Here is a 23,153-nt window from a genome sequence, read left to right as displayed (position 1 = left end):
TTCGGGCCGCTGGTGCTGCCGGTGCTGGGCCTGCTGTGGCTGCGCCACGAGGCCGACGTGGCGGCGGGGGAGGTGGCGGGGGGGGATGAGGCGGCGGGGACCGGCCCGGGGGACGGTCCCGGCCGGTCCTGAGCGGTCAGAAGTCGCCGCCCCCGAAGTCGCCGCCGAAGTCCCCGCCCCCGAAGTCCCCGCCCCCGAAGTCCCCGCCGCCGTAGTCGCCGCCGCCGTAGTCGCCGCCGTCGAAGCCGTTGTCGGCCCCGCCGGCGAAGTCGGCGCCCGGGTCGCCGCCGTAGCCGCCGTGGTCACCCTCGGAGGCCGCGTAGTCGCCGCCGCCGCCGCCGTCGCCGGCCCCGGCGCCGTCCTGGTAGCCCTCGGCGTAGGCCTCCTCGTCTCCGCCGCCGAACAGGCCGCCGTCACCGAGGCCCGTGTCGAACAGCGCGTCGGCGACCGCCGTCCCGACGACGAGGCCGCCGATGGTCCCGAGCAGGCTGCCGCCGATCGAGCCGGCGAAGCCGCCCATCCGGGGCCCGTAGCCGCCGCCGTAGCCGTACCCGCCACCGCCGTAGCCCGGGCCGTAGCCCGGGCCGTGGCCCGGGCCGTAGCCGGGGCCGTACCCGCCGCCCCCGTAGCCGGGGCCGCCGCCGTAGCCGCCGAAGGTCCGCTCGAGGAACCCGGGCTGGCGGAGCTCGGCGCGGGTGGCGACCCGGGCCAGCGTCTGGGCGTCGTCGCTGCGCGGGCGCTCGGACGCCGGTACGCCGGCCGCGAGCTGGGTGAGCACCTCCTGCCGCTGCTCCGGGGTGAGCTGGGCGAAGGCCTCCGCGTGCGCCTGCTCGATCTGGTCCGGCGGCGCGGTCTTCAGCAGGTAGCGGTAGCGCTCGATGGCCTGCTGGTCGGTCAGCGGGCGGTCGCCGGAGGCCCGCCGGGCCGCGGGCGGGGCCGGTGCGGGCGGCGGGGCGTAGCCGTCGTAGCCGCCGTAGGCCGGGGGCTCCGGCGCGCGGCGCCGGCCGAGGAGCCGGTCGAGCAGTCCCATGACGTCTCCCTCCCGAGTGGTCCCCGGGAGGGTGCCCGTCACGCAGCCGCGCACACCTGTCCGGGCAGGTCACCTGGCGGTCGGGAGGAGTCGGCCCGGGCGGCCGGTAGATTGGTTGCGTGCGACCGGACGGGAACCGACCGCAGGAGGGGCAGGGCCCGCCGCCCGGCGTGCTCCCCGGCGTCGGCGGTCCCACCGACTCGCCGTCCGGTGACGGCATCCCGCCCCGCACCCGCGCCGCCATGGCCGAGGCCACGGCACCTGCCGGGGACGACGCCACCGACCGGCAGGCCGGCGTCGTCAGCGCCGCCACCGCCGTCGTCTCCGAGCACCGCGGGGACCACGCCGCGTCCACCGCCCTGCCCGCGGTCCTGGCCGACGTCCCGGTCGCGGTCCTGCTCATCGACCAGGAGTCGGGCGCGGTCACCTACGCGAACACCGCCGCGGTCGAGATGGCCGGCAACGTCCGCCTGCCGGTCGACGTCGACACCTGGGGCGCGTGTGCCGGGCTCACCGACCTCGGCGGCGCGCCGCTCGCGCGCACCAGCGGCCCGCTGTCGCTGGTGGCCCAGGGCCGGCCGGTCACCGGCGAGGCGGTGCGGCTCTCGCCGGGCCGCAGCACCGACGCCGGCCGGGCCCGGGAGGACGACGGCGACGCGGACCGGCTGCTGTGGGTGACCGGCTTCCCGCTCTCCCAGCCGGACAGCAGCCAGCAGCTGTCGCTGGTGGTGCTGCTCGAGGTCGAGAACGCGGGCGGCGAGGACGCCGACGCCGAGCTGCAGGCGCTGCGCGAGCGGGCCGTCGTCGCCACCGACATCGCGTTCACCATCACCGACCCCCGCCAGCCGGACGACCCCCTGGTCTGGGTCAACCCGTCGTTCTCCCGGATCACCGGGTACTCCTACGAGGAGTCGGTGGGTCGCAACTGCCGCTTCCTGCAGGGCCCCACCACCGATCGGGCGAGCGTCGAGCAGATCCGCGCGGCTCTGCGCGCGCGGGAGGCGGTCACCGTCACGCTGCTCAACCACCGCCGCGACGGCACCGCCTTCTGGAACCAGCTCGCGATCAGCCCGGTGTTCGACGGCGACGGCGAGCTGGTCAGCTTCGTCGGCGTGCAGACCGACGTCACCGAGCGGGTGCGGGTCGAGGCCGAGCGGGAGGCGGCCTTCGCCGCCGAGCAGGCTGCCCGGCGGGAGGCCGAGCTCGCCCGCGCGGTCGCCGAGCAGGCCCAGCGCGACGCCGAGCGGGCGCAGCGCGACGCCGAGGGCGCCCAGGCCCGGCTCGCGCTGATGGCCGAGGCGACCAGCGCGCTGATCGCCACCCTCGACATCGCCGACGTGCTCGACCGGCTGGCCGCCCTGTGCGTGCCGCAGCTGGCCGACTGGGCGGTCATCACGCTGGTCGACGAGTCCGGCGAGGTCCGGGAGCTGGTCTCCCGCGATCGCGAGCACCAGCGCACCGACCTGCGCCGGTTCGACGCAGGGCACGCCCTGCGGCTGCCCCCGGACTCGCCGGGCCAGCGCAGCATCACCACCTCGCGCGCGGTGCTGGTCGAGCGGCTGCCCGAGCGGCTGGACGACGTCACCGCCTCCCCGGTGGCCCGGGAGATCGCCGGGCGGCTGGGCGCGGCGTCGGCGCTGAGCGCGCCCATGGTGGCCCGCCGCCGGACCCGCGGGGCGATCACGCTGGTGCGCACCTCCCCGGAGCGCCCGTTCACCCCCGACGACGTCGGGCTGGTCGAGGACCTCGCCCGCCGGGCGGCCCTGGTCATGGACAACGTGCGGCTCTACCAGCAGGAGCACGCCGTCGCCGACACCCTGCAGCGGTCCCTGCTGCCGGACCTGCCGGAGATCCCCGGGCTCGAGGCCGCCGCGCACTACGTCAGCGCCTCGACCGCCGCCGACGTCGGCGGGGACTTCTACGACCTCCTGCAGCTGCCCGACGGGTCGGTCGGGATGGTCGTCGGCGACGTCGCCGGCCACGACGTCGCCGCGGCCGCCGCGATGGGGCACCTGCGCGGGCTCATCCGCGCCTGCCTTTGGGACGCCCCCGACCCCTCCCCGAGCACGGTGCTCACCCGCGTGGACCGGCTGGTGCAGGGCCTGCGGGTCGCCTCGCTGGCGACGATGGCCTACCTGCGCGCCCTCCCCCCGGACGGGCCCGGCGGCGCCTGGACGGCGCAGCTGGCCAACGCGGGCCACCCGCCGCTGCTCCTGCGCTCACCCGACGGGTCCGTGCGGCCGGTCGACGGCGTCACCGGCCTGCTGGTCGGCGTCGACGCCACCGCCGAGCGGCGGACGCGGACCCTGCGGCTGCCGCCGGGCTCCACGGTGCTCGCCTACACCGACGGGCTGGTGGAGACCCCCGGCTCGGACCTCGACCAGGGCATCGCCGCGCTGGTGGAGCGGGTGTCGGCCACCCCGGCCGACGCCTCGCCCCGCGAGCTGTGCGACGCCGCGGTGAGCGGCACCCTCGACGGCCGCGACGACGTCGCGCTCATCGCCGTCCGCTTCGGCTAGCGGACGGAGTCCTCCCGGCCCCTCCGCGGGGTCCCGCCGCGAGCTGGCGAGGGGTGGGGCGGAGGGGGTCCTCCATCAGGCGCCGTCGGCCTCCACGAACCCGTAGCGGCCGCGGTGGAACAGCAGCGGCCGGCGGCCGGGGTCGGCGCCGAGGTCCAGCACGCGGGCCGCGACGATCGTGTGGTCGCCGCCGTCGTACTCCGCCCACAGCGTGCAGTCGATCCACGCGACGACGCCGTCGAGCACGGGGGAGCCGTGCCGGCTCGGCCGCCACGGGACGCCGGCGAACTTGTCGACGCCCGAGCGGGCGAACGCCGCCGACAGCCCGGACTGGTCCTCGGCGAGGACGTTGACGCAGAACCGGCCGATGTCCCGCAGCCGCGGCCAGGTGCTCGACGTGCGCGCCGGCGCGAGCGCCACCAGCGGCGGGTCCAGGGACAGCGAGCTGAACGACTGGCAGGTGAAGCCGATCGGGCCGTCGTCGGTGTCCGCGGTGACCACGGTGACGCCGGAGGCGAAGTGGCCGAGCACGTCCCGCATGACCCGCGGGTCGACGACCTCCGCCGGACCGCTCACGCCGTCGTCCCGGCGGCCGCCCGGGGCACCGAGCGGCCGCCGGCGCGGTACAGGGAGCTCGGCAGCTCGTGGCCGACCGCGGACTCGGTGACCCGCGCGGCGGCCAGCAGCGCGTCCAGGTCGATCCCGGTGCGCACGTCGGACTCCTCCAGCCAGTAGACGAGCTCCTCGGTGGCGATGTTGCCGCTCGCGCCGGGCGCGAACGGGCAGCCGCCGAGCCCGCCGACGGAGGCGTCGAGCTGGGTCACCCCGGCCTGGACGGCGGCCAGCGCGTTGGCCTGGCCGGTGCCGCGGGTGTCGTGGAAGTGGACCGCGACCGGGGTGCCGGGGCAGGCGCGGCGGACGGCGTGCAGCAGGCGGACCACCCGCGCCGGCGTCGTCGTCCCGATCGTGTCGCCCAGGCACAGGGCGTCGGCGCCGGCGGTGACCGCGGCGCGGCAGACGTCGACGGTGCGGGCGATCGGGGTGCGCCCGTCGAACGGGCAGTCCCACGCGGTGGCGACGACGACCTCCAGCGAGCCGCCGGCGCCGTGCGCCAGCGCGGCCACCTCACCGACGCCGGCCAGCGCCTCCGCGGTGGAGCGGCCGGCGTTGGCCCGGCTGTGCCCGTCGGAGGCGGACACGACCAGCTCGAGGTCGGCGATGCCGGCGTCGACCGCGCGGACCGCGCCGCGGGGGTTGGCGACCAGCGCCGACCAGTGCACGCCGGGCCACCGGGACAGCTCGGCGGCCACCCGGTCGGCGTCGGCCAGCGCCGGGACGGCCTTCGGCGAGACGAACGACGTCACCTCGATGCGGCGCACGCCCGTGGCGACCAGCGCCTCGAGCATCGCGAGCTTGCCCTCGAGCGGGACGGGGGCCTCCAGCTGCAGCCCGTCGCGCATGCCGACCTCGCGGACGTCGACCGCCGTCGGCAGCACCAGGTCGAAGTCCGACGGCACCGCTGCCCTCCTGTCTGCTCGCCCGGACGGGGGAACCCGACCATCCTGCCTCGCGAAGGGGTTCCACGTGGAACGCAGGAGGTAATGACTGGGATCGGTACACCGAGACGAGGTGCGGGAGGGAGGCGCCGTGGACCTGGAGGGCGCCACGGGCACCCTGCCGCCCCCCGACCTGGGCAGCGCGTTCACCAACTCGCCGATGGGGGTGGCACTGACCACCCCGGAGGGCGTGCTGATCGAGGCGAACGCCGCGCTCGGCGAGCTGCTCGGCCGCGAGCCCGGGACGCTGCGCGGCACGACGCTGTTCGCCGTCACCCACCCCGAGGACGTGGCCGGCGCGGTCGCCGTCTGCACCGGCCTGCAGGAGAGCCGCGGCCGGGCCCGGCACGAGTGCCGGATGGTGCGGTCCGACGGGGAGGTGGTGCCGGTCCAGGTGACGTCGTCCTGGGTCGACGGCACCCCGGGCGTCGCCGCGCCGCACCTGGTCCTGGTGGTCGAGGACGTCACCGACCGCAAGGCGTTGGAGGCCCGGCTGCTGCACCTGTCGGCGCACGACCCGCTCACCGGGCTGCCCAACCGGCTGCTGTTCCGCGACCGGCTGCGGCACGCGCTCGAGCGCGGCCACCGCGAGCACACGCCGACCTGCGTGCTCGTGCTGGACCTCGACGGGTTCAAGGCGGTCAACGACCAGTTCGGTCACCCCGTCGGTGACGCCGTCCTCGTGGCCGTGGCCGGGCACCTGGCCTCGGTGCTGCGGGCCAGCGACACCGCGGCCCGGCTGGGCGGCGACGAGTTCGCCGTCGTCTGCGAGAACACCGAGCGGGCCGACGCCGAGGTGCTGGCCGCGCGGTTGCGGGAGGCGTTCCCCGGCTCGCTGAGCATCGGCTCGACCACCGTGCGGGTGGGCCTGAGCATCGGCATCGGCTCGGTCGACGGCGGCGTGGACCCCGAGGAGGCGCAGGAGGCGGTGGTCCGGGAGGCCGACGCGGCGATGTACGCCGACAAGGCCCGCCGCCGCTGAGCCGGCTCAGGCGCGCGAGCCGGCCCAGCCGACCGTGCGCGGCAGCCGGGCGAACACCGCGGTCAGCACCGGCAGCGGCAGCGCGAACACCAGGAACGCGGTGAAGCCGGCGACGTCGTCGGCGTCCTGCGACGCGGCCCCGACGACCAGGGCGAGGAAGAGCACGACGACCGAGGCGAGCGCGGAGGCGAACAGGACCGTCGGGGAGTGCCGGCCCAGCAGCCGCGCCGCCCCGGTGACCAGCCCGGCCGCGCAGGGGAGCCCGAGCAGCAGCGTGACGGTGATCGGGTCGTCCTCGGCACCGGTGAGCACCGCGACGAGGAAGGCCAGCGACACCAGCGCGGTCAGGCCGCCGGTGACGAAACCGAGCACGGCCGCGGTGGTCGCCGTCCCCGGCCGCCCCGGACCGTGCGGCCACGCCGGCGGCGCGAACGGCACCGCCGCCCAGCCGGGGCCGTACGGGACCGGCTGGGGGTGGGGCGGGACCTGCCCGTGGGGCGGCACGGCGCCGTACGGCGGCGGGGCGCCGTGGGGAGGCGGGGCGCCGTACGTGGGCTGGGCGCCGTACGTGGGCTGGGCGCCGTACGTGGGCCGGCTGCCGTACGCGGGCGGCGGGGGAGGGGGGACGGACCCGGGCGGGACGACGTCCCACTCCTGCTCGTACGGCTGACCGGTCATGCGCCCAGTCTGCGGCTGCCGCCCCCGCGCCCTCCGCTCCTGCTCCCGTGTCGTCGCCCGCACGGGTCAGACGCCGAGGGCGGCGCCGACGACGGCGCGGGCCTCCTCCTGCACCTGCGCGAGGTGGTCGGGGCCGCGGAACGACTCCGCGTAGACCTTGTAGACGTCCTCGGTCCCCGACGGGCGGGCGGCGAACCAGGCGTTCTCCGTGACCACCTTCAGCCCGCCGATGGCGGCGTCGTTGCCGGGCGCGCGGGTGAGCTTGGCGGTGATCGGCTCGCCGGCCAGCTCGGTGGCGGTGACGTCCTCCGGCGACAGCTTCCCCAGCGCCGCCTTCTGCTCGCGGGTGGCCGGGGCGTCCACCCGCGCGTAGGCCGACGCGCCGTACCGCCCGGTCAGCTCCGCGTGCAGCTGCGACGGCGAGCTGCCGGTCACCGCCTGGATCTCGCTCGCCAGCAGCGCGAGCAGGACGCCGTCCTTGTCCGTCGTCCACACCCCGCCGTCGCGGCGCAGGAACGACGCCCCCGCGGACTCCTCGCCGCCGAACCCGACCGAGCCGTCGAGCAGCCCGGGCACGAACCACTTGAACCCGACCGGCACCTCGACCAGCCGCCGCCCCAGCCCGGCGACGACGCGGTCGATCAGCGACGACGACACCAGCGTCTTGCCGACGGCGACGTCCCCGCCCCACTCCGGGCGGTGCGCGAACAGGTAGGAGATCGCGACGGCGAGGAAGTGGTTGGGGTTCATCAGCCCGGCGTCGGGGGTGACGATGCCGTGCCGGTCGGCGTCGGCGTCGTTGCCGGTGGCGATCGCGTAGTCGGCGCGCTTGCCGATGAGCGAGGCCATCGCCGACGGCGACGAGCAGTCCATCCGGATCTTGCCGTCCCAGTCGAGCGTCATGAACCGCCACGTGGGGTCGACCAGCGGGTTGACCACGGTGAGGTCGAGCCGGTGCCGCTCGGCGATCGCCGCCCAGTAGTCCACCGACGCCCCGCCGAGCGGGTCGGCGCCGATCCGGACGCCGGCCGAGCGGATCGCGTCGAGGTCGAGCACCGCCGGCAGGTCGTCGACGTAGGCGGCGACGTAGTCGTACCGCTGCGCCGCCGCGTGCGCCCGGGCGAACGGCACCCGCCGCACGCCGTCGAGGCCCGCGGCGAGCAGCTCGTTGGCGCGGTCGGCGATGACCTTCGTGGCGTCGGTGTCGGCCGGGCCGCCCGAGGGCGGGTTGTACTTGAAGCCGCCGTCGCGGGGCGGGTTGTGCGACGGCGTGACGACGATGCCGTCGGCCAGGCCGCTCGTCCTCCCCCGGTTGGCGGTGAGGATCGCGTGGCTCACCGCCGGGGTGGGCGTGTACCGGCCGGCGGCGTCGACCAGCACGGGGACGTCGTTGGCGACGAGCACCTCGAGCGCGCTGGCCCACGCCGGCTCGGACAGCGCGTGGGTGTCGCGGCCGAGGAACAGCGGCCCGTCGTAGCCCTGCGCCGCCCGGTACTCGCAGATGGCCTGGGTGGTGGCCAGGATGTGCGCCTCGTTGAACGCGGTGTCGAACGCCGACCCGCGGTGCCCGGAGGTCCCGAACGACACCCGCTGCGCCGGCTCGGCCGGGTCGGGCACCAGCGTGTAGTAGGCGGTCACCAGGGAGGCGACGTCGACCAGGTCGGACGGGGCGGCGGGCTGGCCGGCACGGGGATCGGTCACGCCGCCGATCCTGGCCCGGCTCCCGGCCCGGTGGCGAGCGGAGACCGCGCTACTGCCCGAAGGAGTACCGCAGGTCCGCGTTGACCAGCTCGTTGAGCCGCTTCCGCAGGTGCCCGAGGAGCGAGGCGTCCGGCAGGGGTCCGTCGACCAGCAGGGTCCAGCGGAGGTCGGTCCCGGAGGCGCCGGCGAGGGCGAGCACGTCGAAGCGGACCCGCGCGTCGGGCCGGCGCTCCCACAGCGAGGACCAGACGACGAGGTGCGGCCGCTCGGCGTGCACCACGGTCGGCCGGTGCTCGTCGTCGAGCAGCCGCAGCCACGGGCGCGCGGGGTCGCGGTCGAGCCCGGTGAGCGCCTCGAACACGACGTGCGGGGGAGCGGGTTGGTCGCGCCGCCGCGTCCCGGCCTCGATCACGGCCCGACGCGGGCCGTCGCGCGGCGGACCCGGAGGCCGTCGAGCAGCAGGCCGGCGGCCAGCGCGGCGCCGGCGCCCTCCCCGGCGCGCAGCCGCAGGTCCAGCAGCGGCTCCAGGCCGAGGGCGTGCAGCACCAGCTCGTGCCCGCGCTCGCGGCTGCGCTGCCCGGCGACGAGGCAGGCCTGGGCGCCGGGCTCGAGCAGGACGGCGGCCAGCGCGGCCACCGAGACGGCGAACCCGTCGAGGACGACGGGGGTGCGCGCCGCCGCGGCGCCGAGGACGGCCCCGGCCAGCACGGTGAGCTCCGGCCCGCCGAGCTCGGCCAGCGCGCGCTCCGGCGCGAGCCCGCTGCCCGCCCGGCGCACCGCCTCCGCCACCACGGCGCGCTTGCGCTCGAGCACCTCGCTGTCGGCGCCGGAGCCCAGCCCGGTGACGTCGGCGGGGTCGGCGCCGAGCAACCCGGCGGCCAGCGCGGCGGCGACGGTCGTGTTGCCCACGCCCACCTCGCCGAGCGCGAGCAGGCCGTCGCGGGCGCCCAGCTCCCGCCCGGCGGCCAGCAGCCGCTCGACGTCGGCGGCGGTCAGCGCGGGGGCGGCGGCGAGGTCGCCGCGAGGGCCGGCCGGCCGGGCGGCCCTCGCGCCGGGCAGCGGGTCGCCGTCCACCCCGGCGTCGACGACGACCGTCCCCAGCCCGGCCGCGGCCGCGGCGGTGGCGCCGACCGAGGTGCCGGCCAGCGCGGCGCGGACGACGTCGCGGGTGACGTGCCCGCCGTAGGCCGAGACGCCGAGCGCGGCGACCGGGTGGTCCGCGGCGGCGAGCACCAGCGTGCCGCCGGCGACGTCGCCGCGGCCGAGGGCCACGACCCGGTCCACCGCGCGGTCGAGCACGCCGAGCGACCCCGGGGGAGTGAGCAGGCGGTCGGCCTCGTCGCGGGCGCCGACGACGTCCTCGCGGCCGGGCGCGCGCAGGTGCGACGGGGGAGCGGCCGGGCCGCCGTCGTCGGCGGGCCAGCGGTCCTCCAGGACGACGGCCTCCAGCGGCAGCCGCCGTGACCAGCCGGCCCGCTCCAGCCCGGGCGCGGGCGGGCGCTCGTCGGGCCAGCCCAGGCACAGCCAGCCGAGGGTGGCCACGCCGTCGGGGAGGCCGACCAGCCCGGCCAGCTCCTCGGGGCGGAACAGCGTCACCCAGCCCATGCCCAGGCCCTCGGCGCGGGCGGCGAGCCACAGGTTCTGGATGGCCGCCGCGCAGCTCCACAGGTCGGCGTCGGGGAAGGTCGCGCGGCCCAGCACGCCGGCCGCGGGGGTGCGCCGGTCGCAGCAGACGACGATCCCCAGCGGCGCCTCGCGCACGCCCTCGAGCTGCAGGTCCAGCAGCCGGCGGGCGGCGTCGGGCTCCATCTGCGCGGCCTGGCGCAGCCGCTCGCGGTCGGTGAGGACGGCGGCGCGGTCCCGGACGGCCGGGTCGCGGACGACGACGAACCGCCACGGCTGGCTGTGGCCCACCGACGGGGCCGAGTGCCCGGCGGCCAGCACCCGGCGCAGGACGTCGTCGGGCACCGGGGCCGGGCGGTAGCGGCGGACGTCGCGGCGGGCGGCGACGACGGCGTAGAACCCGCCGGCGTCGTCGGGCATGGCCCAGCCGGCGGGGTCGCCGGCCCGCTCGGCGGCGGAGGTGGCGTCGCCGATGAGCGGGACCGGCCGGGGGTACGTCACGGGCGCTGCCTCCGCAGCCGGGCGGGGGCCCGGCGGGCCCAGGCCTCGTCCAGCAGGTCGGCGACGACGGCCGGGTCGGCCGCGGCCAGGTCGACCCGCACGCCCGAGAGCCGCTTCCCCCACCACAGCAGCGAGACCGCACCCCCCTCGGCCGCGCGCGCCTCCGACTCCCCGACCACGACGTTGAGGATGCCCGGTGCCCACAGCGTGGCGAGCACGGCGGTCCCCAGCCGGAAGGACGGGCGGCCGTGGTGGTCGGCCTCGGTGACCTCCGGCAGCGCCAGCGCCAGCGCGCGGACCTCCTCCTCGGTCATCGTCACGCCCTCCCGGCAGTCCGGGGTGGGGGGGGGGGGGGGGGGGGCGGGGGCCGACCCCCGGCCCCGCGCCCCACCCCCCCCCCCCCCCCCCCCCCCCCCCCCCCCCCCCCCCCCCCCCCCCCCCCCCCCCCCCCCCGGCGCAACTCCGCGGAGGTGCCCACGTCAGCCCTCGACGGCGGCGAGGAAGCGGCGCAGCGTCTCGAGGAAGACCTCGGGCTGCTCCGAGTGCACCCAGTGGCCGGCGTTCTTGACCTTGACCAGCCGGACGCGCGGGAACAGCTCCTCCATGCGCGGGCGGTCCTCGGGCAGCACGTAGTGGCTGTCGGCGCCGGCGATCCACAGCACCGGGCCGTCGAAAGTGGCGCCCGGCGGCGGGTCGGGGAAGCCGCGCAGCTCGCCGAGGTCGCGCTCGAGGGTCTCCAGGTTCAGCCGCCACCGCCAGCGGCCCGAGCCCACCCCCTCGCGGACCAGGCTCTGCAGCAGGAACGACCGCACCATCGTGCTGGGCACCGCCTCGCGCAGCGCCCGGTCGGCGTCCTCGCGGGTGCGCAGCGCGCCGAGGTCCACCGCCCGCATCGCGGTGATGAACGCGCCGAACGGGGAGGCCTCCTCGTCGGGGTCGTCGGTGCGGCCGCCGGACACCGGGTACTCGACCGGCGCGATGTCGACGACGACCAGCGCCCGCAGCAGCTCCGGCCGGCGCAGCGCCAGCTGCATCGCCACCTTGCCGCCCATCGAGTGCCCGACCAGCGTCACCGGCTCGCCGAAGGACTCCAGCTCCGCGGCGACCAGCCCGGCCATGTCCACGTAGTCGACCCGGTCGGTCCACGGCGAGTGCCCGTGGTTGGGCAGGTCGAGCAGCGTCACCCGGTGGCGGTCGGCCAGCCCCTTCGCCGCCGTCGTCCAGTTCTTGCCCTGGCCGAACAGCCCGTGGACGAACACCACCCGCGGGCCGGACCCGCCGACGGTGCGCGTCGCCAACCCCTCGTCAGACTGCGGCCCCATCCGGCGATTCCACCAGATCCGCGGGCGACGGCGACCTACCGTGCCGGGGACGACGGGGAGGTCCCAGCATGCCCGGACGGCGTCGCGCCGCCACCACGACCAAGCGCCGGACGACGAAGCGCCGGACGACGGCCCGCAGGCCCGCGGTGCCCGACCTGCCGACCGCGGGTCCGGGTGAGCGGGTGTGGGTGCTCGCCGTCCCGTTCCGCGCCCCCGCCCCGGGCGCCGTCTGGCACGCCGGGCTGCAGGCGCACGTGTGGGTCGGCGCGCGGCTGCCGCCGGCGCTGGCGCCCTACGACCCGCCGCCGTACACCTTCGAGCGCTTCCTCGAGGACGAGCTCAACGAGACCCCGCGGCCGCTGCCCGAGGCCCGGCAGCTGGTGCCGCGCGAGGAGCAGTGCACGGGTGCCGAGGCCGTCGTCGCCTCCGCCGCGGCCGGGCACCGGGTGTTCCTGCTCGGCGACGACCCCGGCGTCGGCAAGACCGGCACCGCGGTCATGGCCGCCCGGGAGATCTGCGAGCTGCGCGGCGGCGAGCGGGTGCTCGTCGTCGCCGACCGCCCGGCCGCCATCACCGTCCCGCACTGGACCCGCTCGATCGCCGGCTTCGGCGACGGCGGCCTGCGGTGGTGCGTCACCACCTGGGACCGGCTGGCGAAGGTCGCGAAGCTGTCGTTCGACGTGGTGGTCGCCGACGAGGCGCACATGGTCCGGCACACGACGACGCAGCGCTGGAAGCACTGGAAGGCGGTGTCGGGCGGCGCCCGAGCGAAGGACGTCCCGTTCGTCGTCGCGGCCACCGCCACCCCGGCGCACACGCCGATGGAGCTGCCCTACCTGGCGCCGCAGTTCGCCCAGGTGCACGGGGAGCCGCTGCGCGCCTGGGCGGACCTGCCGGCGAAGCTGGCCGAGCACGGGTTCCACGTGGAACGCGGCCGCTACGGCTGGGCGTGGACCGAGGACGCCGACGCCCGGCGCGCCGACCTGGCCCGGCTGCAGGGCTGGCTGGCCGACGCCGACCCGCCCGCGACCCTGCACCGCCCGGCGCCGTGGGGGCCGGTGTCGGTGACCGGGACGCCGGTCGCGCTCACCCCGGCCGAGAGGTGCGCCTACGAGTCGGAGTGGCAGGAGTTCCGCGCCGAGATGCAGCTGGCCCGGAAGGCCCGGCAGAGCGCCCGCGGCCGCGCCGCGCTGCTGCGGTTCCGGCAGAAGGCGGGGCTGATCCGCGCGCAGGCGACCGTCGACTGGGTGCGGGCCCAGGTGGAGGCCGAGCGGCAGGTCGCGGTGTCGGTGGAGTTCGTGGAGACCGCGGCCGACCCGATCCGCGAGGCGCTGCTGGACGGCGGCATCGCCGTCGCGTCGATCTACGGCCGCGACCGGTTCGACGTCGAGGCCGAGCGGCTGCGCTTCCAGACCGGCGAGGCGCCGGTGTGCGTGTTCACCGTGACCGCCTCGATCAGCCTGCACGCCGGCGAGCTGCTGCCCGGCGGCACGACCGCCTCGACCACCCCGCGGGTCGGGTTGTTCCACCAGCCGCGCTTCTCCGGCATCCAGGCCCGCCAGGTCACCGGCCGCACCCACCGCGACGGGCAGGTCTCGCCGTGGCGGGTGGCCTACGCGGAGGGGACGGTCGAGGAGCAGGTGGCCCGGGTGATGGTCGAGCGGCTGGCGGTCAGCGGGTCGACGGCGGGCGCGGACACCTCGGCCCTGCAGGAGGTCGCCGAGCTGCTCGACGCCGACTGGCTGCCGCCCGCCGCGCTCACGGAGGGCTGACCGCCGCCGACGGGGGACGGTCACGGCTGCGCGGGCGCGGCCTCCCGAGCTCGTCCGATCGGCATCATCGTCGCGGGTGGCCAGGCGCTGCCGAGGAAGTCGTCGACGAGCCGGGCGACCAGGTCCGGCTTCTCGACCGGCACGAGATGGGAGGCAGCGGGGACGACGGCCAGCGCGCCCGCCGGCAGTGCCTCGTAGAGCGCGCAGGTGTGGCTCAGCTCGACGAGGTCGTCATCACCGGCCATCACGAGCGTCGGGGCGCCGATCCGGGCGACGTCAGCGGTGGACAGGGTCGGTTCGCTCCGCATCAACGTCAGCCCCTTCTCCACGACGACCGGGAAGTGCTCGGCACCGTCGGGGGACCGCTGCGCGTAGGACTCGGCGATCGCGGTCACCTGGGGTCCGTCCTCGCCGAGCTCCAGGGGGCGGAGGCCGTCGACGTGGAAGTTCGCGCCGATGAGCACGAGCCGGCGGACGAGGTCGGGGCGGCGCAGGGCGACCAGGATCGCGACGATGCCCCCGTCGCTGAAGCCGACGAGGTGCGCCGGCCGGTCCACGACCTGCTCGAGGACGCGGATCGTCTCGGTGGCCATGTCCTCGTAGTGGAAGGGCTCGGACGTGTCGGCGGTCCGGCCGTGTCCGCGACGGTCGAACGCCACGAGCGCGTACCGCGCCGCCAGCGTCGGCTCGAGCGCGTCGAGCAGCAGGTCGCAGTTCGAGAGACCACCGTGCAACAGGAGAACGACCTGCGCGTCGCCCACCGGCCGGCCGCGCACGTCGACCCACGTCGGATGTCCTCCGACGTCGACGTGGTCGCCCACCGCGCTCACCTCCCGGGTGCTGACCTAGGCGGGCCCGCTCGGTGACCGTCCCGAGCGGCGCTCCTCCCCTGGAGTCGCACGGAGCCGGCGGACCGCCGACGTGTGCAGGAAGCCGGTGATCCCGAGGACGACGTCCCGGGTACCCACGCGCGCCACCGGACCCAGGACGAGGACCACGAGGGCCAGCGCGGGGATCACGTGGTAGCCGTTGGTCACGTGGGCGTCGAAGCCCCCGCCGAAGGCGCCGAGCCCGGCGAGGAAGAACTGCACGACGACGGCGAGCAGCAGCAGGGCCAGCGCCAGCCGGTAGGCGACCAGCGCACCGTGCCGCGGTCCGCCGGCCCGTGCCCGCGTCGTCGTCGAGGTGTCGCGAGCGGTCATCGGCGGCCTCCCGTCGGGTGCCTGCCGGCCAGGATCCGACTGCGCCGGACCGGCGTCCAGGGCCTGTCGTCCCGGCGTAGGACGATGGGGGCGTGCGGCGGGAGGCGAGCGTCCTGCACCTGGACCTGGACGCGTTCTTCGCCGCCGTCGAGCAGCGCGACAAGCCCTCGCTGCGGGGCCGGCCGGTGGTCGTCGGCGGCACCGGCGGGCGCGGCGTCGTCGCGACGGCGTCCTACGAGGCCCGCGCGTACGGGGCCCGCTCGGCCATGTCGACGGCGGAGGCGCGGCGCCGCTGCCCGCCGGGGACGGCGTTCCTCGGCGGCCGGTTCGGCGCCTACCGGCGGACCTCCGACGTCGTCATGGAGCTGCTGCGGGAGCTGTCGCCCCTGGTCGAGCCGGTGTCGATCGACGAGGCCTACGTCGACCTCGCCGCCGGTCCCGGGCACGACCTGTCCGTCGAGGGCGTCACCGCGCTGGCCCGCCGGCTCAAGGCCCGCATCGCCGAGGCCACCGGCGGGGTGACCGGCTCGGTGGGCATCGGCAGCTCCAAGCTCATGGCCAAGATCGGCTCCGACCTCGAGAAGCCCGACGGCCTCGTCGTCGTCGCGCCCGGCACGGAGCTGGACGTGCTGCACCCGCTGCCGGTGACCCGGCTCGGCGGCGTGGGTCCGGCGACGGCGGAGCGGCTGCGGCAGGTCGGCGTCGCGACGGTGGCCCAGCTGGCCGCCAAGTCCCTGCCCGACCTCGTCGCGCTGGCCGGGAGGGCGCACGGCAGCGGGCTGTACCAGCTGGCGCGGGCCGAGGACGACCGGCCGGTGGTGGCCGAGCGCGAGGCCAAGTCGGTGTCGCACGAGGAGACCTTCGAGCGGGACCTCACCGACCTCGTCGAGCTGAACCGGCTGATCGACTCGATGGCCACGCGGGTGGGCGCGCGGCTGCGGTCATCGGCGCTGTCCGGGCGGACGGTCACCCTCAAGCTGCGCCGCTACGACTTCACCACGCTCACCCGCTCGCAGACGCTGCCGCAGCCCACCGACGACGCCCGGCAGGTGGCCTCGATCGCCCGGCGGCTGCTCGTCGAGGCCGGCACCGGCGGGGGCCTGCGGCTGCTCGGCGTCGGCGTCTCCGGTCTGTCCCAGTACGCGCAGGGCGACCTGTTCGCCGACGACGACGCCGACGCGCCCGACGAGTCGGAGGCCGCCGCCGTCCTCGCGCAGGCCGCCCGGGTCGCCGGCCCGGCCGACCGGCGGTGGTGGCCCGGGCAGGACGTCGTGCACGACGAGCTGGGTCCGGGCTGGGTGTGGGGCCGCGGGCTGGGCCGGGTGACGGTGCGCTTCGAGGGGCCGCTGACCCCGCCGGGCCCGGTGCGGACCCTGGCCGCCGACGACCCCGCGCTGCACCCGGGCGACCCGCCGGACTGGCGGCCCCCGACGATGGAGCCGTGAGCGAGAACCTCTGGGTGCGGATGACCCGGGCCGACCCCGGTCACTCGGCGGCCTACGTCAAGCGGTTCAAGGACCTGGCCGCCGGCGGGATGGACATCGTCGGCGAGGCGCGGCTGGTCGACGCGATGCTGCCGCGGCGGTCGCGGGTGCTCGACGCCGGCTGCGGTCCGGGCCGGGTCGGCGGCCACCTCGCCGCGGCGGGGCACGACGTCGTCGGGGTCGACGTCGACCCGGTGCTGATCGCCGCCGCCCAGGAGGACCACCCGGGCGCGCGCTGGCTGGTGGGCGACCTCGCCGAGCTCGACCTGCCCGACCGGTTCGACGCGATCGTCTGCGCCGGCAACGTGGTGACGTTCCTGGCGCCGTCCACGCGGGTCGAGGTGCTGCGGCGCTTCCGCGCCCACCTGGCCGACGGCGGCCGGGCGGTGGTCGGCTTCGGCGCCGGGCGGGACTACCCCTTCGACGCGTTCCTCAACGACGCCCGCGCCGCCGGGCTGGAGCCGGACCTGCTCCTGTCGAGCTGGCACCTGCACCCGTTCACCGCGGGGTCGGACTTCCTCGTCGCCGTCCTCCGGGTCAGCTGACCTCGGCCAGCCGGCCGACCACCCGCAGGTCGGCGTCCAGGTGGACGACGAGCGTCCGGCCGTCGGCGCCGCGCAGGTGCGCCTCGAACAGGCCCGCGCCGTCGACCTCCAGCCACTCGACGGTCGCCCCGGGCGCCTCGGCGAGGGCGGCGGCGGTCACCTCCACGGCGACGTCGGCGGTCAGCTCCGGCGGCAGCGGGCGGCGCGGGGTGCGCACCCAGGCGTGCCGGCCGACGGTCTCGGTGCTGCGGTACACGGGAGCCTCCTCGGGTCCACGGTGGCGCGGGGTGCCGCCGTGGACCCGAGCCTCGGCCGACCGCCTGGGAGCACCCTGGGGACGACGTGCCAGTTCCCCGCGATCACGGCGCCGGGACCATCGCCGGACGGCGTGTCGCGGTCAGGACGCCGGGATCGCGGCGGGACCCCTCAGCGGGCGCCGAGGGCGAGGGTCAGCTCGAGCACCGTCTGCGGGTCGTCGAGGTGCTTCCCGAACAGCTCCCGCAGCTGCCCCATCCGGTAGCGCACCGTCTGCGGGTGGACGAACAGCTCCGCGGCCACCTGCTCGCGCCGGCCGTGGTGCAGCAGCCACGAGCGCAGCGTCTCCAGCAGCTTCTCCCGCGGGCCGGGGCCGAGGCCGTCGAGCGGGGCGAGCACCTGCGCGCGCAGGTCGGCCAGCGCCTCGCCGTCGGCGCGCAGGACCAGGTCGGCCAGCCGCTGCTCGGTGTCCACGGTCGCGTCGCGGTCGGGGGACAGACCCAGCTGCAGCGCCCGCAGCGCCCGCGAGTACGACGACCGCGCGTCCTGCCACGGCCGCGCCGGCCCCACGACGGCGTCGCGGCCGGAGAGCACCGTGAGCAGGGAGGCGCGGGCGAACCCCTCGGCGTCGGGCACCAGCAGCACCGCCCGCTCGGTCGAGGGCTCCGCGCCGGGCAGGTCCTCGCCGACCTGCAGCGTGCGCGCGTCCAGCACCGCCGTCGCGTCGCGGGCGCCGGCCTCGGGCAGCAGGACGGCGGTGAGCGTGCGCGGCGGCGTCCAGTCCGCCCGCTCGGCCGCGGTGATCAGCTCGTACGGGGGCGCGCCGGTGACCAGCAGCTCGGCCAGCCGTTCCAGGTGCCGCCGCCGCACCCGGCCGCTCGCGGCGAGCTGGTCGGCGTGCCCGGAGGCACTCGCCGACGAGAGCTGGTCGATGTAGGCGAACACCAGCTCGGCGAAGCGGGCCAGCGCCGCGGCGGGCATGCCGGCCGCCACCGCCGTCTCGCTCAGGTGCCGCCAGGCCACCCGGGCGCCGACCCGGTAGGCCGACAGCAGCGCGTCCATCGACCGGCCGGTGCGCGCCTCCCCGCGCCCGAGCAGGTAGGCGCCCTCGATCGCCGGGTCCACCGGCCGGCTGGCGTCCGCGCCGCCGGTGGCGAGCTCGAGGAAGCCGCCGAGGGCCAACTGGACGGCGTTCTCGATCTTGCGGCCCATCTGCCCGCGGAAGGCCTCGGCGTAGCCGGGCACCTCGACGACGATCGCCGCGACCGTCCGCTCGGCGACCGACGGCAGCTCGGTGCGCATCGCCGCCGCGACGGGCAGCGCGAAGGTCTCCTGCTGGGGGACCACGTGACCTCCCCGTGACACGGATTGTCCTCCGCGAACAGTATCCGGCGGAACGTTCACGTCCAGGGCACAGGTGATTGCACGTTCCGCAGGGAACAGTGAGGGCATGACCGCGACCGCTCCGCGCCCTTCCCCGGCCCGGCCGGCCCTCAGGGCGCTGCGCGACCGCGTCCTGCGCGTCGCCGAACTCGTCACCACCCCGCTGCTGCCCGCCGACTACCTCGACCTGGTCGACCCGCTGCGCCCCGGCGCCGACCTGCGCGGGCGGATCGAGGCGGTCGTGCCCGAGACCCGCGACGCCGCCACCGTGGTCATCCGGCCCGGCGCCGACTGGCAGCCGCACCGGCCCGGTCAGTACGTGCGCATCGGCATCGACGTCGACGGCGTCCGGATGTGGCGCGCCTACTCGATCACCTCCGACCTCGGCCGCACCGACGGCTGCTTCACCGTCACCGTCAAGGCGATCCCCGGCGGCAAGGTGAGCAACCACCTGGTCCGGCGGACCAGGCCCGGCACGATCGTGCAGCTCGACCAGGCCACCGGGGACTTCTGCCTGCCCGCGCAGCTGCCGGCCAAGGCGCTGTTCGTCACCGCCGGCTCCGGCATCACCCCGGTGATGGGCATCCTGCGCAACCACCCCGAGCTGACCGACGTCGTGCTCGTGCACTCCGCCCCCACCCCCGACGACGTCGTCTTCGGCGCCGAGCTGCGGCAGCTCGCCGCCGACGGCCGGATCCGGCTGGTCGAGCAGCACACCGACACCGCCGGGATGCTCGACGCCGCGGCCGTCGCCGCCCTCGTCCCCGACCTCGCCGAGCGCGACACCTGGGCGTGCGGCCCGGTCGGCATGCTGGAGGCGCTGGAGGAGCACTGGGCCGCGGCCGGGCTCACCGAGCGGCTCTACACCGAGCGGTTCCGCCCCAAGGTGCTGGTCACCGGCGAGGGCGGCACGGTCACCTTCACCAGGAAGGGCACCTCGCTCGAGGCCGACGGCGCCACCCCGATCCTCGACGCCGCCGAGGAGGCCGGCGTCCTCATGCCCAGCGGCTGCCGCATGGGCATCTGCTACGGCTGCGTGCTCCCGCTGCGGGAGGGCGCCGTCCGCGACCTGCGCACCGGCGAGGTGACCACCGCCGCCCCCGGCGACGGCGTCCTCGTCCAGACCTGCATCAGCGCCGCCGCCGGCGCCTGCGACATCGACCACTGACCCGCTCGACCCCCGAGGAGACGCACCGCATGACCGCTCTGCAGAAGAAGGACGTCAACCCGATCGAGCACCTCACCCCCGAGGACGTCGAGCTCATCGGCAAGGAGCTCGACGAGATCCGCCAGGGCGTGATGGACAGCCGCGGCGAGGCCGACGCGCGCTACATCCGCAAGGTCATCGACGTGCACCGCAAGATCGAGCTGGGCAGCCGCGCCGTGCTGCTGGCCTCGGGTTTCCCGCCGGCCTGGATCGCCGGGACGATCGGCCTGTCGATCGCCAAGATCCTCGAGAACATGGAGATCGGGCACAACATCCTCCACGGGCAGTGGGACTGGATGCGCGACCCGAAGATCCACTCCACGACGTGGGAGTGGGACATGGCCAGCCCGGCCGAGCAGTGGAAGCACTCGCACAACGAGTTGCACCACACGTACACGAACGTGATCGGCAAGGACAACGACCTCGGCTACGGCATCATGCGCGTCGACGAGGACCAGCCGTGGACGCCGATGTACCTCGGCCAGCCGCTGTGGAGCTTCATCAACGCCTGCTTCTTCGAGTACGGGATCGCGGCCTACGACCTCGAGCTCGGCGCCGTCATCGCCAAGAAGCAGACCGGCGACCCGGAGTTCCGCCGGCGGGCCAAGCAGGTGCTGGTCAAGATCGGCCGGCAGGTGCGCAAGGACTACGTCATCCACCCGCTGCTGTCGGGCCCGAACTTCCTGGCCACCCTGGCCGCGAACTTCACCGCCAACATCGTGCGGAACCTGTGGTCGAACTCGGTGATCCTCTGCGGGCACTTCCCCGAGGGCGTCGAGACCTTCGAGAAGAAGTCCATCGACGGCGAGACCCGCGGCGAGTGGTACCTGCGGCAGATGCTCGGCTCGGCCAACATCTCCGGCTCCAAGGCGATGCACATCCTGACCGGGAACCTGTCCCACCAGATCGAGCACCACCTGTTCCCGGACCTGCCGAGCAACCGGTACGCCGAGATCGCCCCGAAGATCCGTGACCTGTTCGACCGTTACGGCCTGAACTACCACACGGCGCCGCTGCCGAAGCAGGTCGGCTCGGCCTGGCACAAGATCATCCGGCTCTCGCTGCCGAACGGCTGGCTGGCGAACACGAACGCCCGCAACCTGCCCTCGCAGCTGGCCAAGCTCTGGAAGATGACCACCGGGGAGCCGAAGGTCCGCCGCCGGCTCATCCGGGAGCAGGCCGCCATGGCCGCCGCCGCCTGACGGCACACGGAGAGGGGCCCGGGACGGATCGCCGTCCCGGGCCCCTCGTGCGTCGGCCGACCGTCAGAAGTTGAGCGGGAGCAGGACCCGCGGGTCGACGACCGGGACCTCCCACACGTCGCCCGCAGCATCGGGGTCGATGACCTCACCCCGGCCCAGGAAGGCCGCCACCTGCGCCTGCCCCTGGATGGCGGCCGGGTTGGTCACCACGAGCAGGAACGAGTGCGGGTTGGGCAGCCGTGTCGCCCCCGCCCTGTCGTTGCGGTAGAGGCTGGTCCGCGACCACAGGTGCCCGGCGTCGACGAGCGTGTACGACGTCGGGTTGGGCACCGTCTGGTCGCCGAAGGCCACCTGGACGAGCGCCCGCTGCGGGTCGATGAGCGGCGCGAAGGTCTCCGGGCTGCCCGGACGGGAGAGCCAGGTGGACCGGGCCAGGTACTCCTGGATCTCCGCGGCCTTCGGCGCGGTGAGCGTCACCGGACCCTCACCGCGCAGCGGCATCTGCTCGGTGAAGCCGCCGACCCCACCGTTGAGCAGGCCGGCCGCACCGAGCGCAGCCGCCGTGAGCGGGCGGAACGCCGGCGACAGCCGGGCGATCTCGCTGATCGGACCGCCGGGGACGTTGAGCACGGAGCGGGTCACCGCCCGGTCGACGCCGGTCAGCATGGTGCCGTAGATGCCGCCGAAGCTCTGGCCGAAGTAGGTGACGCCCCGGCCGGACAGGTCCGGCGTCCCGTTGCCGTCGACGTCGGTGCCGCCGAGCGAGCGGATCAGCGTCATGTTGTCCGCGACGGTCTGCCGCAGCGCGTCCCGGGAGGACTGGGCCGCGGCCGCACCGGTGGCCGAGGAGCCCTCGCTGGACTCGACGTCCCCGTCACGGTCCTGGTCGATGCCGCGCCCGTGGGCGGGGATGGTCGTCGTCGTGCCGCCGCTGGTCACCTGCCAGGCGCTGTCCGGGCCGAAGCCGTGGCCGACCACGTTCGTGCCGATGGTGGCGATGCCGTTCTTCGCGTTCTCCACGGCCGCGAGGAACACGGCGTTGGTCGAGCTCGTGAACCCGTGGCCGAACACCGCGACCGGCCAGCCGCCGGCCGGGGCCTGCCCGGGCGGCAGGACGGCGACGAAGGGCAGCCGCTCGGCCTCGACCGGCCGCGGGCCGCCGTCGCGCGTCGGCGTCTGGGGGATCGTGACGTCGGGGGTGAGCCAGGACGGCGCCTGGAACGTGCCGAAGACGATCGAGCCGCCGAGGGCCGCCGTCGGGACGGGCACGTCGGTCGCCGCGGGGTCGGTGACGCCGCGGTCGGTGGCCCACTTCACCGTCGTCCCGGCGGCGGGGAAGACGCCCTGGACCTGCAGGCCCGGGCGGTCGATCCCGACGGCGCGGAAGGCGCTGCCGCTGTCGATCTGCCGCTGCAGGTCCTGCAGCCCGTCGGTGGCCGACAACGTGGTGAAGGTGTCCTGGGCGGCCTTGATGGTCGGGCCGCCCTGGACCTTGACCCGGTAGGTCGTGCCGGGCGCGAGCTGCTGCGCCGGGTGGGCGTAGAGCGTGTTGGTCGCCGGGTCCCACACGACGCGGTCGACGCCGGTCCGCCAGCCGCCGCGGTCCTCCTGGACCGTGATCTGCGCGGCGGCGGTGGCCACGTCGACCGGCTCGCTGAAGCGGATCGCCAGCCGCGGGTCCAGGTCGAAGCCGTCGAGCTGGTTGAGCTGCTGGACCAGGCCGCAGCTGATCGGCGCGCCGCAGCCGGACGTCGGCAGGTCCACCCGCCGCCCGGTCAGCTGGGCGGGGTCGCGCACGGTGAGGGTGTCGGACGGGAAGACCGAGACCGGCTCGGCCTTCTGCGGGTCGGCGAGTGCGGGGGGCGCGGTGACCGAGAGGGCGGCCGTGAAGGCCAGCGCACCGACGAGCGACGTCGTCGCGCGGTGCCAGCGTCGTTGCTGCAAGGCGTCTCCAGGTGGGAGGAAAGGGGGCGCCTCTTCCTAGTCTCCGGTGACTCGGATCACAAGACGATCACGGGAAGTCGCAGGTCAGGACCGGTCCGTCCCCGCCCGGGATGCCGGGAGGACGCCCTCCCGGCCCCGGACGGGGCCGTCACGTCCGGGCGGCCGCGGCCTCGATCGCCTCGCGGGTGCGGACGTGGGTGCTGCGCCGGCAGACGTCCTGGATCTCGTCGATCTCGTCGGTGGGGTC

General features: G+C 76.2%; 21 protein-coding genes. 7 read left to right on the top strand and 14 right to left on the bottom strand.

Annotated features, from left to right (window positions below):
• Positions 1-136 precede the first annotated feature (136 nt).
• Positions 137-1,030: a hypothetical protein gene (locus ACI79Z_RS18870; RefSeq protein WP_456903483.1), complete on the bottom strand. Its 894-nt coding sequence runs from the start codon at positions 1,028-1,030 to the stop codon at positions 137-139.
• A 119-nt stretch (positions 1,031-1,149) separates the two neighbouring features.
• On the opposite strand from ACI79Z_RS18870, the gene ACI79Z_RS18865 reads away from it, so the two are divergent.
• On the top strand, positions 1,150-3,549 hold the full coding sequence (locus ACI79Z_RS18865) for a SpoIIE family protein phosphatase (RefSeq protein WP_456903482.1): 2,400 nt from the start codon (positions 1,150-1,152) through the stop codon (positions 3,547-3,549).
• A 75-nt stretch (positions 3,550-3,624) separates the two neighbouring features.
• On the opposite strand, the gene ACI79Z_RS18860 is transcribed toward ACI79Z_RS18865, so the two are convergent.
• Positions 3,625-4,125 carry a flavin reductase family protein gene (locus tag ACI79Z_RS18860; RefSeq protein ID WP_387988585.1) on the bottom strand — a complete coding sequence of 167 codons (501 nt, stop codon included), beginning with the start codon at positions 4,123-4,125 and terminating at the stop codon, positions 3,625-3,627.
• Positions 4,122-5,066: a hydroxymethylglutaryl-CoA lyase gene (locus tag ACI79Z_RS18855; protein ID WP_387988586.1), complete on the bottom strand. Its 945-nt coding sequence runs from the start codon at positions 5,064-5,066 to the stop codon at positions 4,122-4,124. The genes ACI79Z_RS18860 and ACI79Z_RS18855 overlap by 4 nt, the downstream gene beginning before the upstream one ends.
• A 130-nt stretch (positions 5,067-5,196) precedes the next feature.
• Here ACI79Z_RS18855 and ACI79Z_RS18850 point away from each other — a divergent pair, with 130 nt between their 5' ends.
• Positions 5,197-6,087: a diguanylate cyclase domain-containing protein gene (locus tag ACI79Z_RS18850; protein ID WP_387988587.1), complete on the top strand. Its 891-nt coding sequence runs from the start codon at positions 5,197-5,199 to the stop codon at positions 6,085-6,087.
• 6 nt (positions 6,088-6,093) lie between these two features.
• Here the strand turns inward: ACI79Z_RS18850 and ACI79Z_RS18845 are convergent, their stop codons facing one another.
• The 6 genes from ACI79Z_RS18845 to ACI79Z_RS18820 form a co-directional block, all read right to left on the bottom strand.
• Positions 6,094-6,765: a hypothetical protein gene (locus ACI79Z_RS18845; RefSeq protein WP_456903481.1), complete on the bottom strand. Its 672-nt coding sequence runs from the start codon at positions 6,763-6,765 to the stop codon at positions 6,094-6,096.
• Positions 6,766-6,831: 66 nt separating this feature from the next.
• Positions 6,832-8,466, bottom strand: coding sequence for a phosphoglucomutase (alpha-D-glucose-1,6-bisphosphate-dependent) (gene pgm / locus ACI79Z_RS18840; protein ID WP_456903480.1), 1,635 nt, complete (start codon positions 8,464-8,466; stop codon positions 6,832-6,834).
• A 49-nt stretch (positions 8,467-8,515) separates the two neighbouring features.
• On the bottom strand, positions 8,516-8,878 hold the full coding sequence (locus tag ACI79Z_RS18835; protein ID WP_456903479.1) for a hypothetical protein: 363 nt from the start codon (positions 8,876-8,878) through the stop codon (positions 8,516-8,518).
• Positions 8,875-10,590: a 5,6-dimethylbenzimidazole synthase gene (bluB, locus tag ACI79Z_RS18830; RefSeq protein WP_456903478.1), complete on the bottom strand. Its 1,716-nt coding sequence runs from the start codon at positions 10,588-10,590 to the stop codon at positions 8,875-8,877. Before bluB ends, ACI79Z_RS18835 begins: the two co-directional genes overlap by 4 nt.
• Positions 10,587-10,904, bottom strand: coding sequence for a hypothetical protein (locus tag ACI79Z_RS18825; RefSeq protein ID WP_456903477.1), 318 nt, complete (start codon positions 10,902-10,904; stop codon positions 10,587-10,589). Before ACI79Z_RS18825 ends, bluB begins: the two co-directional genes overlap by 4 nt.
• Positions 10,905-11,069: 165 nt before the next feature.
• Positions 11,070-11,912, bottom strand: coding sequence for an alpha/beta fold hydrolase (locus ACI79Z_RS18820; RefSeq protein ID WP_456903476.1), 843 nt, complete (start codon positions 11,910-11,912; stop codon positions 11,070-11,072).
• 68 nt (positions 11,913-11,980) lie between these two features.
• On the opposite strand from ACI79Z_RS18820, the gene ACI79Z_RS18815 reads away from it, so the two are divergent.
• The gene (locus ACI79Z_RS18815; RefSeq protein WP_456903475.1) at positions 11,981-13,684 is read left to right on the top strand and encodes a helicase; all 1,704 of its coding nucleotides are present in this window, start codon (positions 11,981-11,983) and stop codon (positions 13,682-13,684) included.
• Positions 13,685-13,704: 20 nt separating this feature from the next.
• Here ACI79Z_RS18815 and ACI79Z_RS18810 read toward each other — a convergent pair whose 3' ends face one another.
• Together ACI79Z_RS18810 and ACI79Z_RS18805 are read right to left on the bottom strand one after the other, a co-directional pair.
• Positions 13,705-14,505, bottom strand: coding sequence for an alpha/beta fold hydrolase (locus tag ACI79Z_RS18810; RefSeq protein WP_387988595.1), 801 nt, complete (start codon positions 14,503-14,505; stop codon positions 13,705-13,707).
• Between the two features lie 24 nt (positions 14,506-14,529).
• Positions 14,530-14,886, bottom strand: coding sequence for a hypothetical protein (locus ACI79Z_RS18805; protein ID WP_387988596.1), 357 nt, complete (start codon positions 14,884-14,886; stop codon positions 14,530-14,532).
• Between the two features lie 92 nt (positions 14,887-14,978).
• On the opposite strand from ACI79Z_RS18805, the gene ACI79Z_RS18800 reads away from it, so the two are divergent.
• Together ACI79Z_RS18800 and ACI79Z_RS18795 are read left to right on the top strand one after the other, a co-directional pair.
• A complete protein-coding gene (locus ACI79Z_RS18800; protein WP_456903474.1) occupies positions 14,979-16,331 on the top strand; it encodes a DNA polymerase IV in 1,353 nt (450 codons plus the stop codon).
• The gene (locus ACI79Z_RS18795; protein ID WP_456903473.1) at positions 16,328-16,915 is read left to right on the top strand and encodes a class I SAM-dependent methyltransferase; all 588 of its coding nucleotides are present in this window, start codon (positions 16,328-16,330) and stop codon (positions 16,913-16,915) included. Before ACI79Z_RS18800 ends, ACI79Z_RS18795 begins: the two co-directional genes overlap by 4 nt.
• On the opposite strand, the gene ACI79Z_RS18790 is transcribed toward ACI79Z_RS18795, so the two are convergent.
• Entirely contained in the window at positions 16,908-17,171 is a 264-nt protein-coding gene (locus tag ACI79Z_RS18790; protein WP_456903472.1) for a hypothetical protein, read from the bottom strand. The two genes, ACI79Z_RS18795 and ACI79Z_RS18790, sit on opposite strands and share 8 nt — an antisense overlap.
• Positions 17,172-17,341: 170 nt before the next feature.
• Positions 17,342-18,517 carry a PucR family transcriptional regulator gene (locus ACI79Z_RS18785; protein WP_456903471.1) on the bottom strand — a complete coding sequence of 392 codons (1,176 nt, stop codon included), beginning with the start codon at positions 18,515-18,517 and terminating at the stop codon, positions 17,342-17,344.
• A 103-nt stretch (positions 18,518-18,620) separates the two neighbouring features.
• On the opposite strand from ACI79Z_RS18785, the gene ACI79Z_RS18780 reads away from it, so the two are divergent.
• Both ACI79Z_RS18780 and ACI79Z_RS18775 read left to right on the top strand, forming a co-directional pair.
• Positions 18,621-19,721 carry a ferredoxin reductase gene (locus tag ACI79Z_RS18780; protein ID WP_387988601.1) on the top strand — a complete coding sequence of 367 codons (1,101 nt, stop codon included), beginning with the start codon at positions 18,621-18,623 and terminating at the stop codon, positions 19,719-19,721.
• Between the two features lie 29 nt (positions 19,722-19,750).
• Positions 19,751-20,962, top strand: coding sequence for a fatty acid desaturase family protein (locus ACI79Z_RS18775; protein ID WP_387988602.1), 1,212 nt, complete (start codon positions 19,751-19,753; stop codon positions 20,960-20,962).
• 63 nt (positions 20,963-21,025) lie between these two features.
• Here the strand turns inward: ACI79Z_RS18775 and ACI79Z_RS18770 are convergent, their stop codons facing one another.
• Positions 21,026-22,906 carry an Ig-like domain-containing protein gene (locus ACI79Z_RS18770; protein ID WP_456903470.1) on the bottom strand — a complete coding sequence of 627 codons (1,881 nt, stop codon included), beginning with the start codon at positions 22,904-22,906 and terminating at the stop codon, positions 21,026-21,028.
• Between the last annotated feature and the right edge of the window lie 247 nt (positions 22,907-23,153).

The sequence above is a fragment of the Geodermatophilus sp. SYSU D00663 genome (genome assembly GCF_054050655.1).
The sequence above is the reverse complement of the archived record's forward strand: the minus strand, read 5'-3'. Positions and strand labels throughout refer to the sequence as shown.

Coding starts and splice junctions, on each gene's coding strand:
- ACI79Z_RS18815 (WP_456903475.1), top strand. CDS start 11,981: ATGCCCGGACGGCGTCGCGCCGCCACCACGACCAAGCGCCGGACGACG.
- ACI79Z_RS18845 (WP_456903481.1), bottom strand. CDS start 6,765: ATGACCGGTCAGCCGTACGAGCAGGAGTGGGACGTCGTCCCGCCCGGG.
- ACI79Z_RS18870 (WP_456903483.1), bottom strand. CDS start 1,030: ATGGGACTGCTCGACCGGCTCCTCGGCCGGCGCCGCGCGCCGGAGCCC.
- ACI79Z_RS18780 (WP_387988601.1), top strand. CDS start 18,621: ATGACCGCGACCGCTCCGCGCCCTTCCCCGGCCCGGCCGGCCCTCAGG.
- ACI79Z_RS18775 (WP_387988602.1), top strand. CDS start 19,751: ATGACCGCTCTGCAGAAGAAGGACGTCAACCCGATCGAGCACCTCACC.
- ACI79Z_RS18805 (WP_387988596.1), bottom strand. CDS start 14,886: ATGACCGCTCGCGACACCTCGACGACGACGCGGGCACGGGCCGGCGGA.
- ACI79Z_RS18820 (WP_456903476.1), bottom strand. CDS start 11,912: ATGGGGCCGCAGTCTGACGAGGGGTTGGCGACGCGCACCGTCGGCGGG.
- ACI79Z_RS18825 (WP_456903477.1), bottom strand. CDS start 10,904: ATGACCGAGGAGGAGGTCCGCGCGCTGGCGCTGGCGCTGCCGGAGGTC.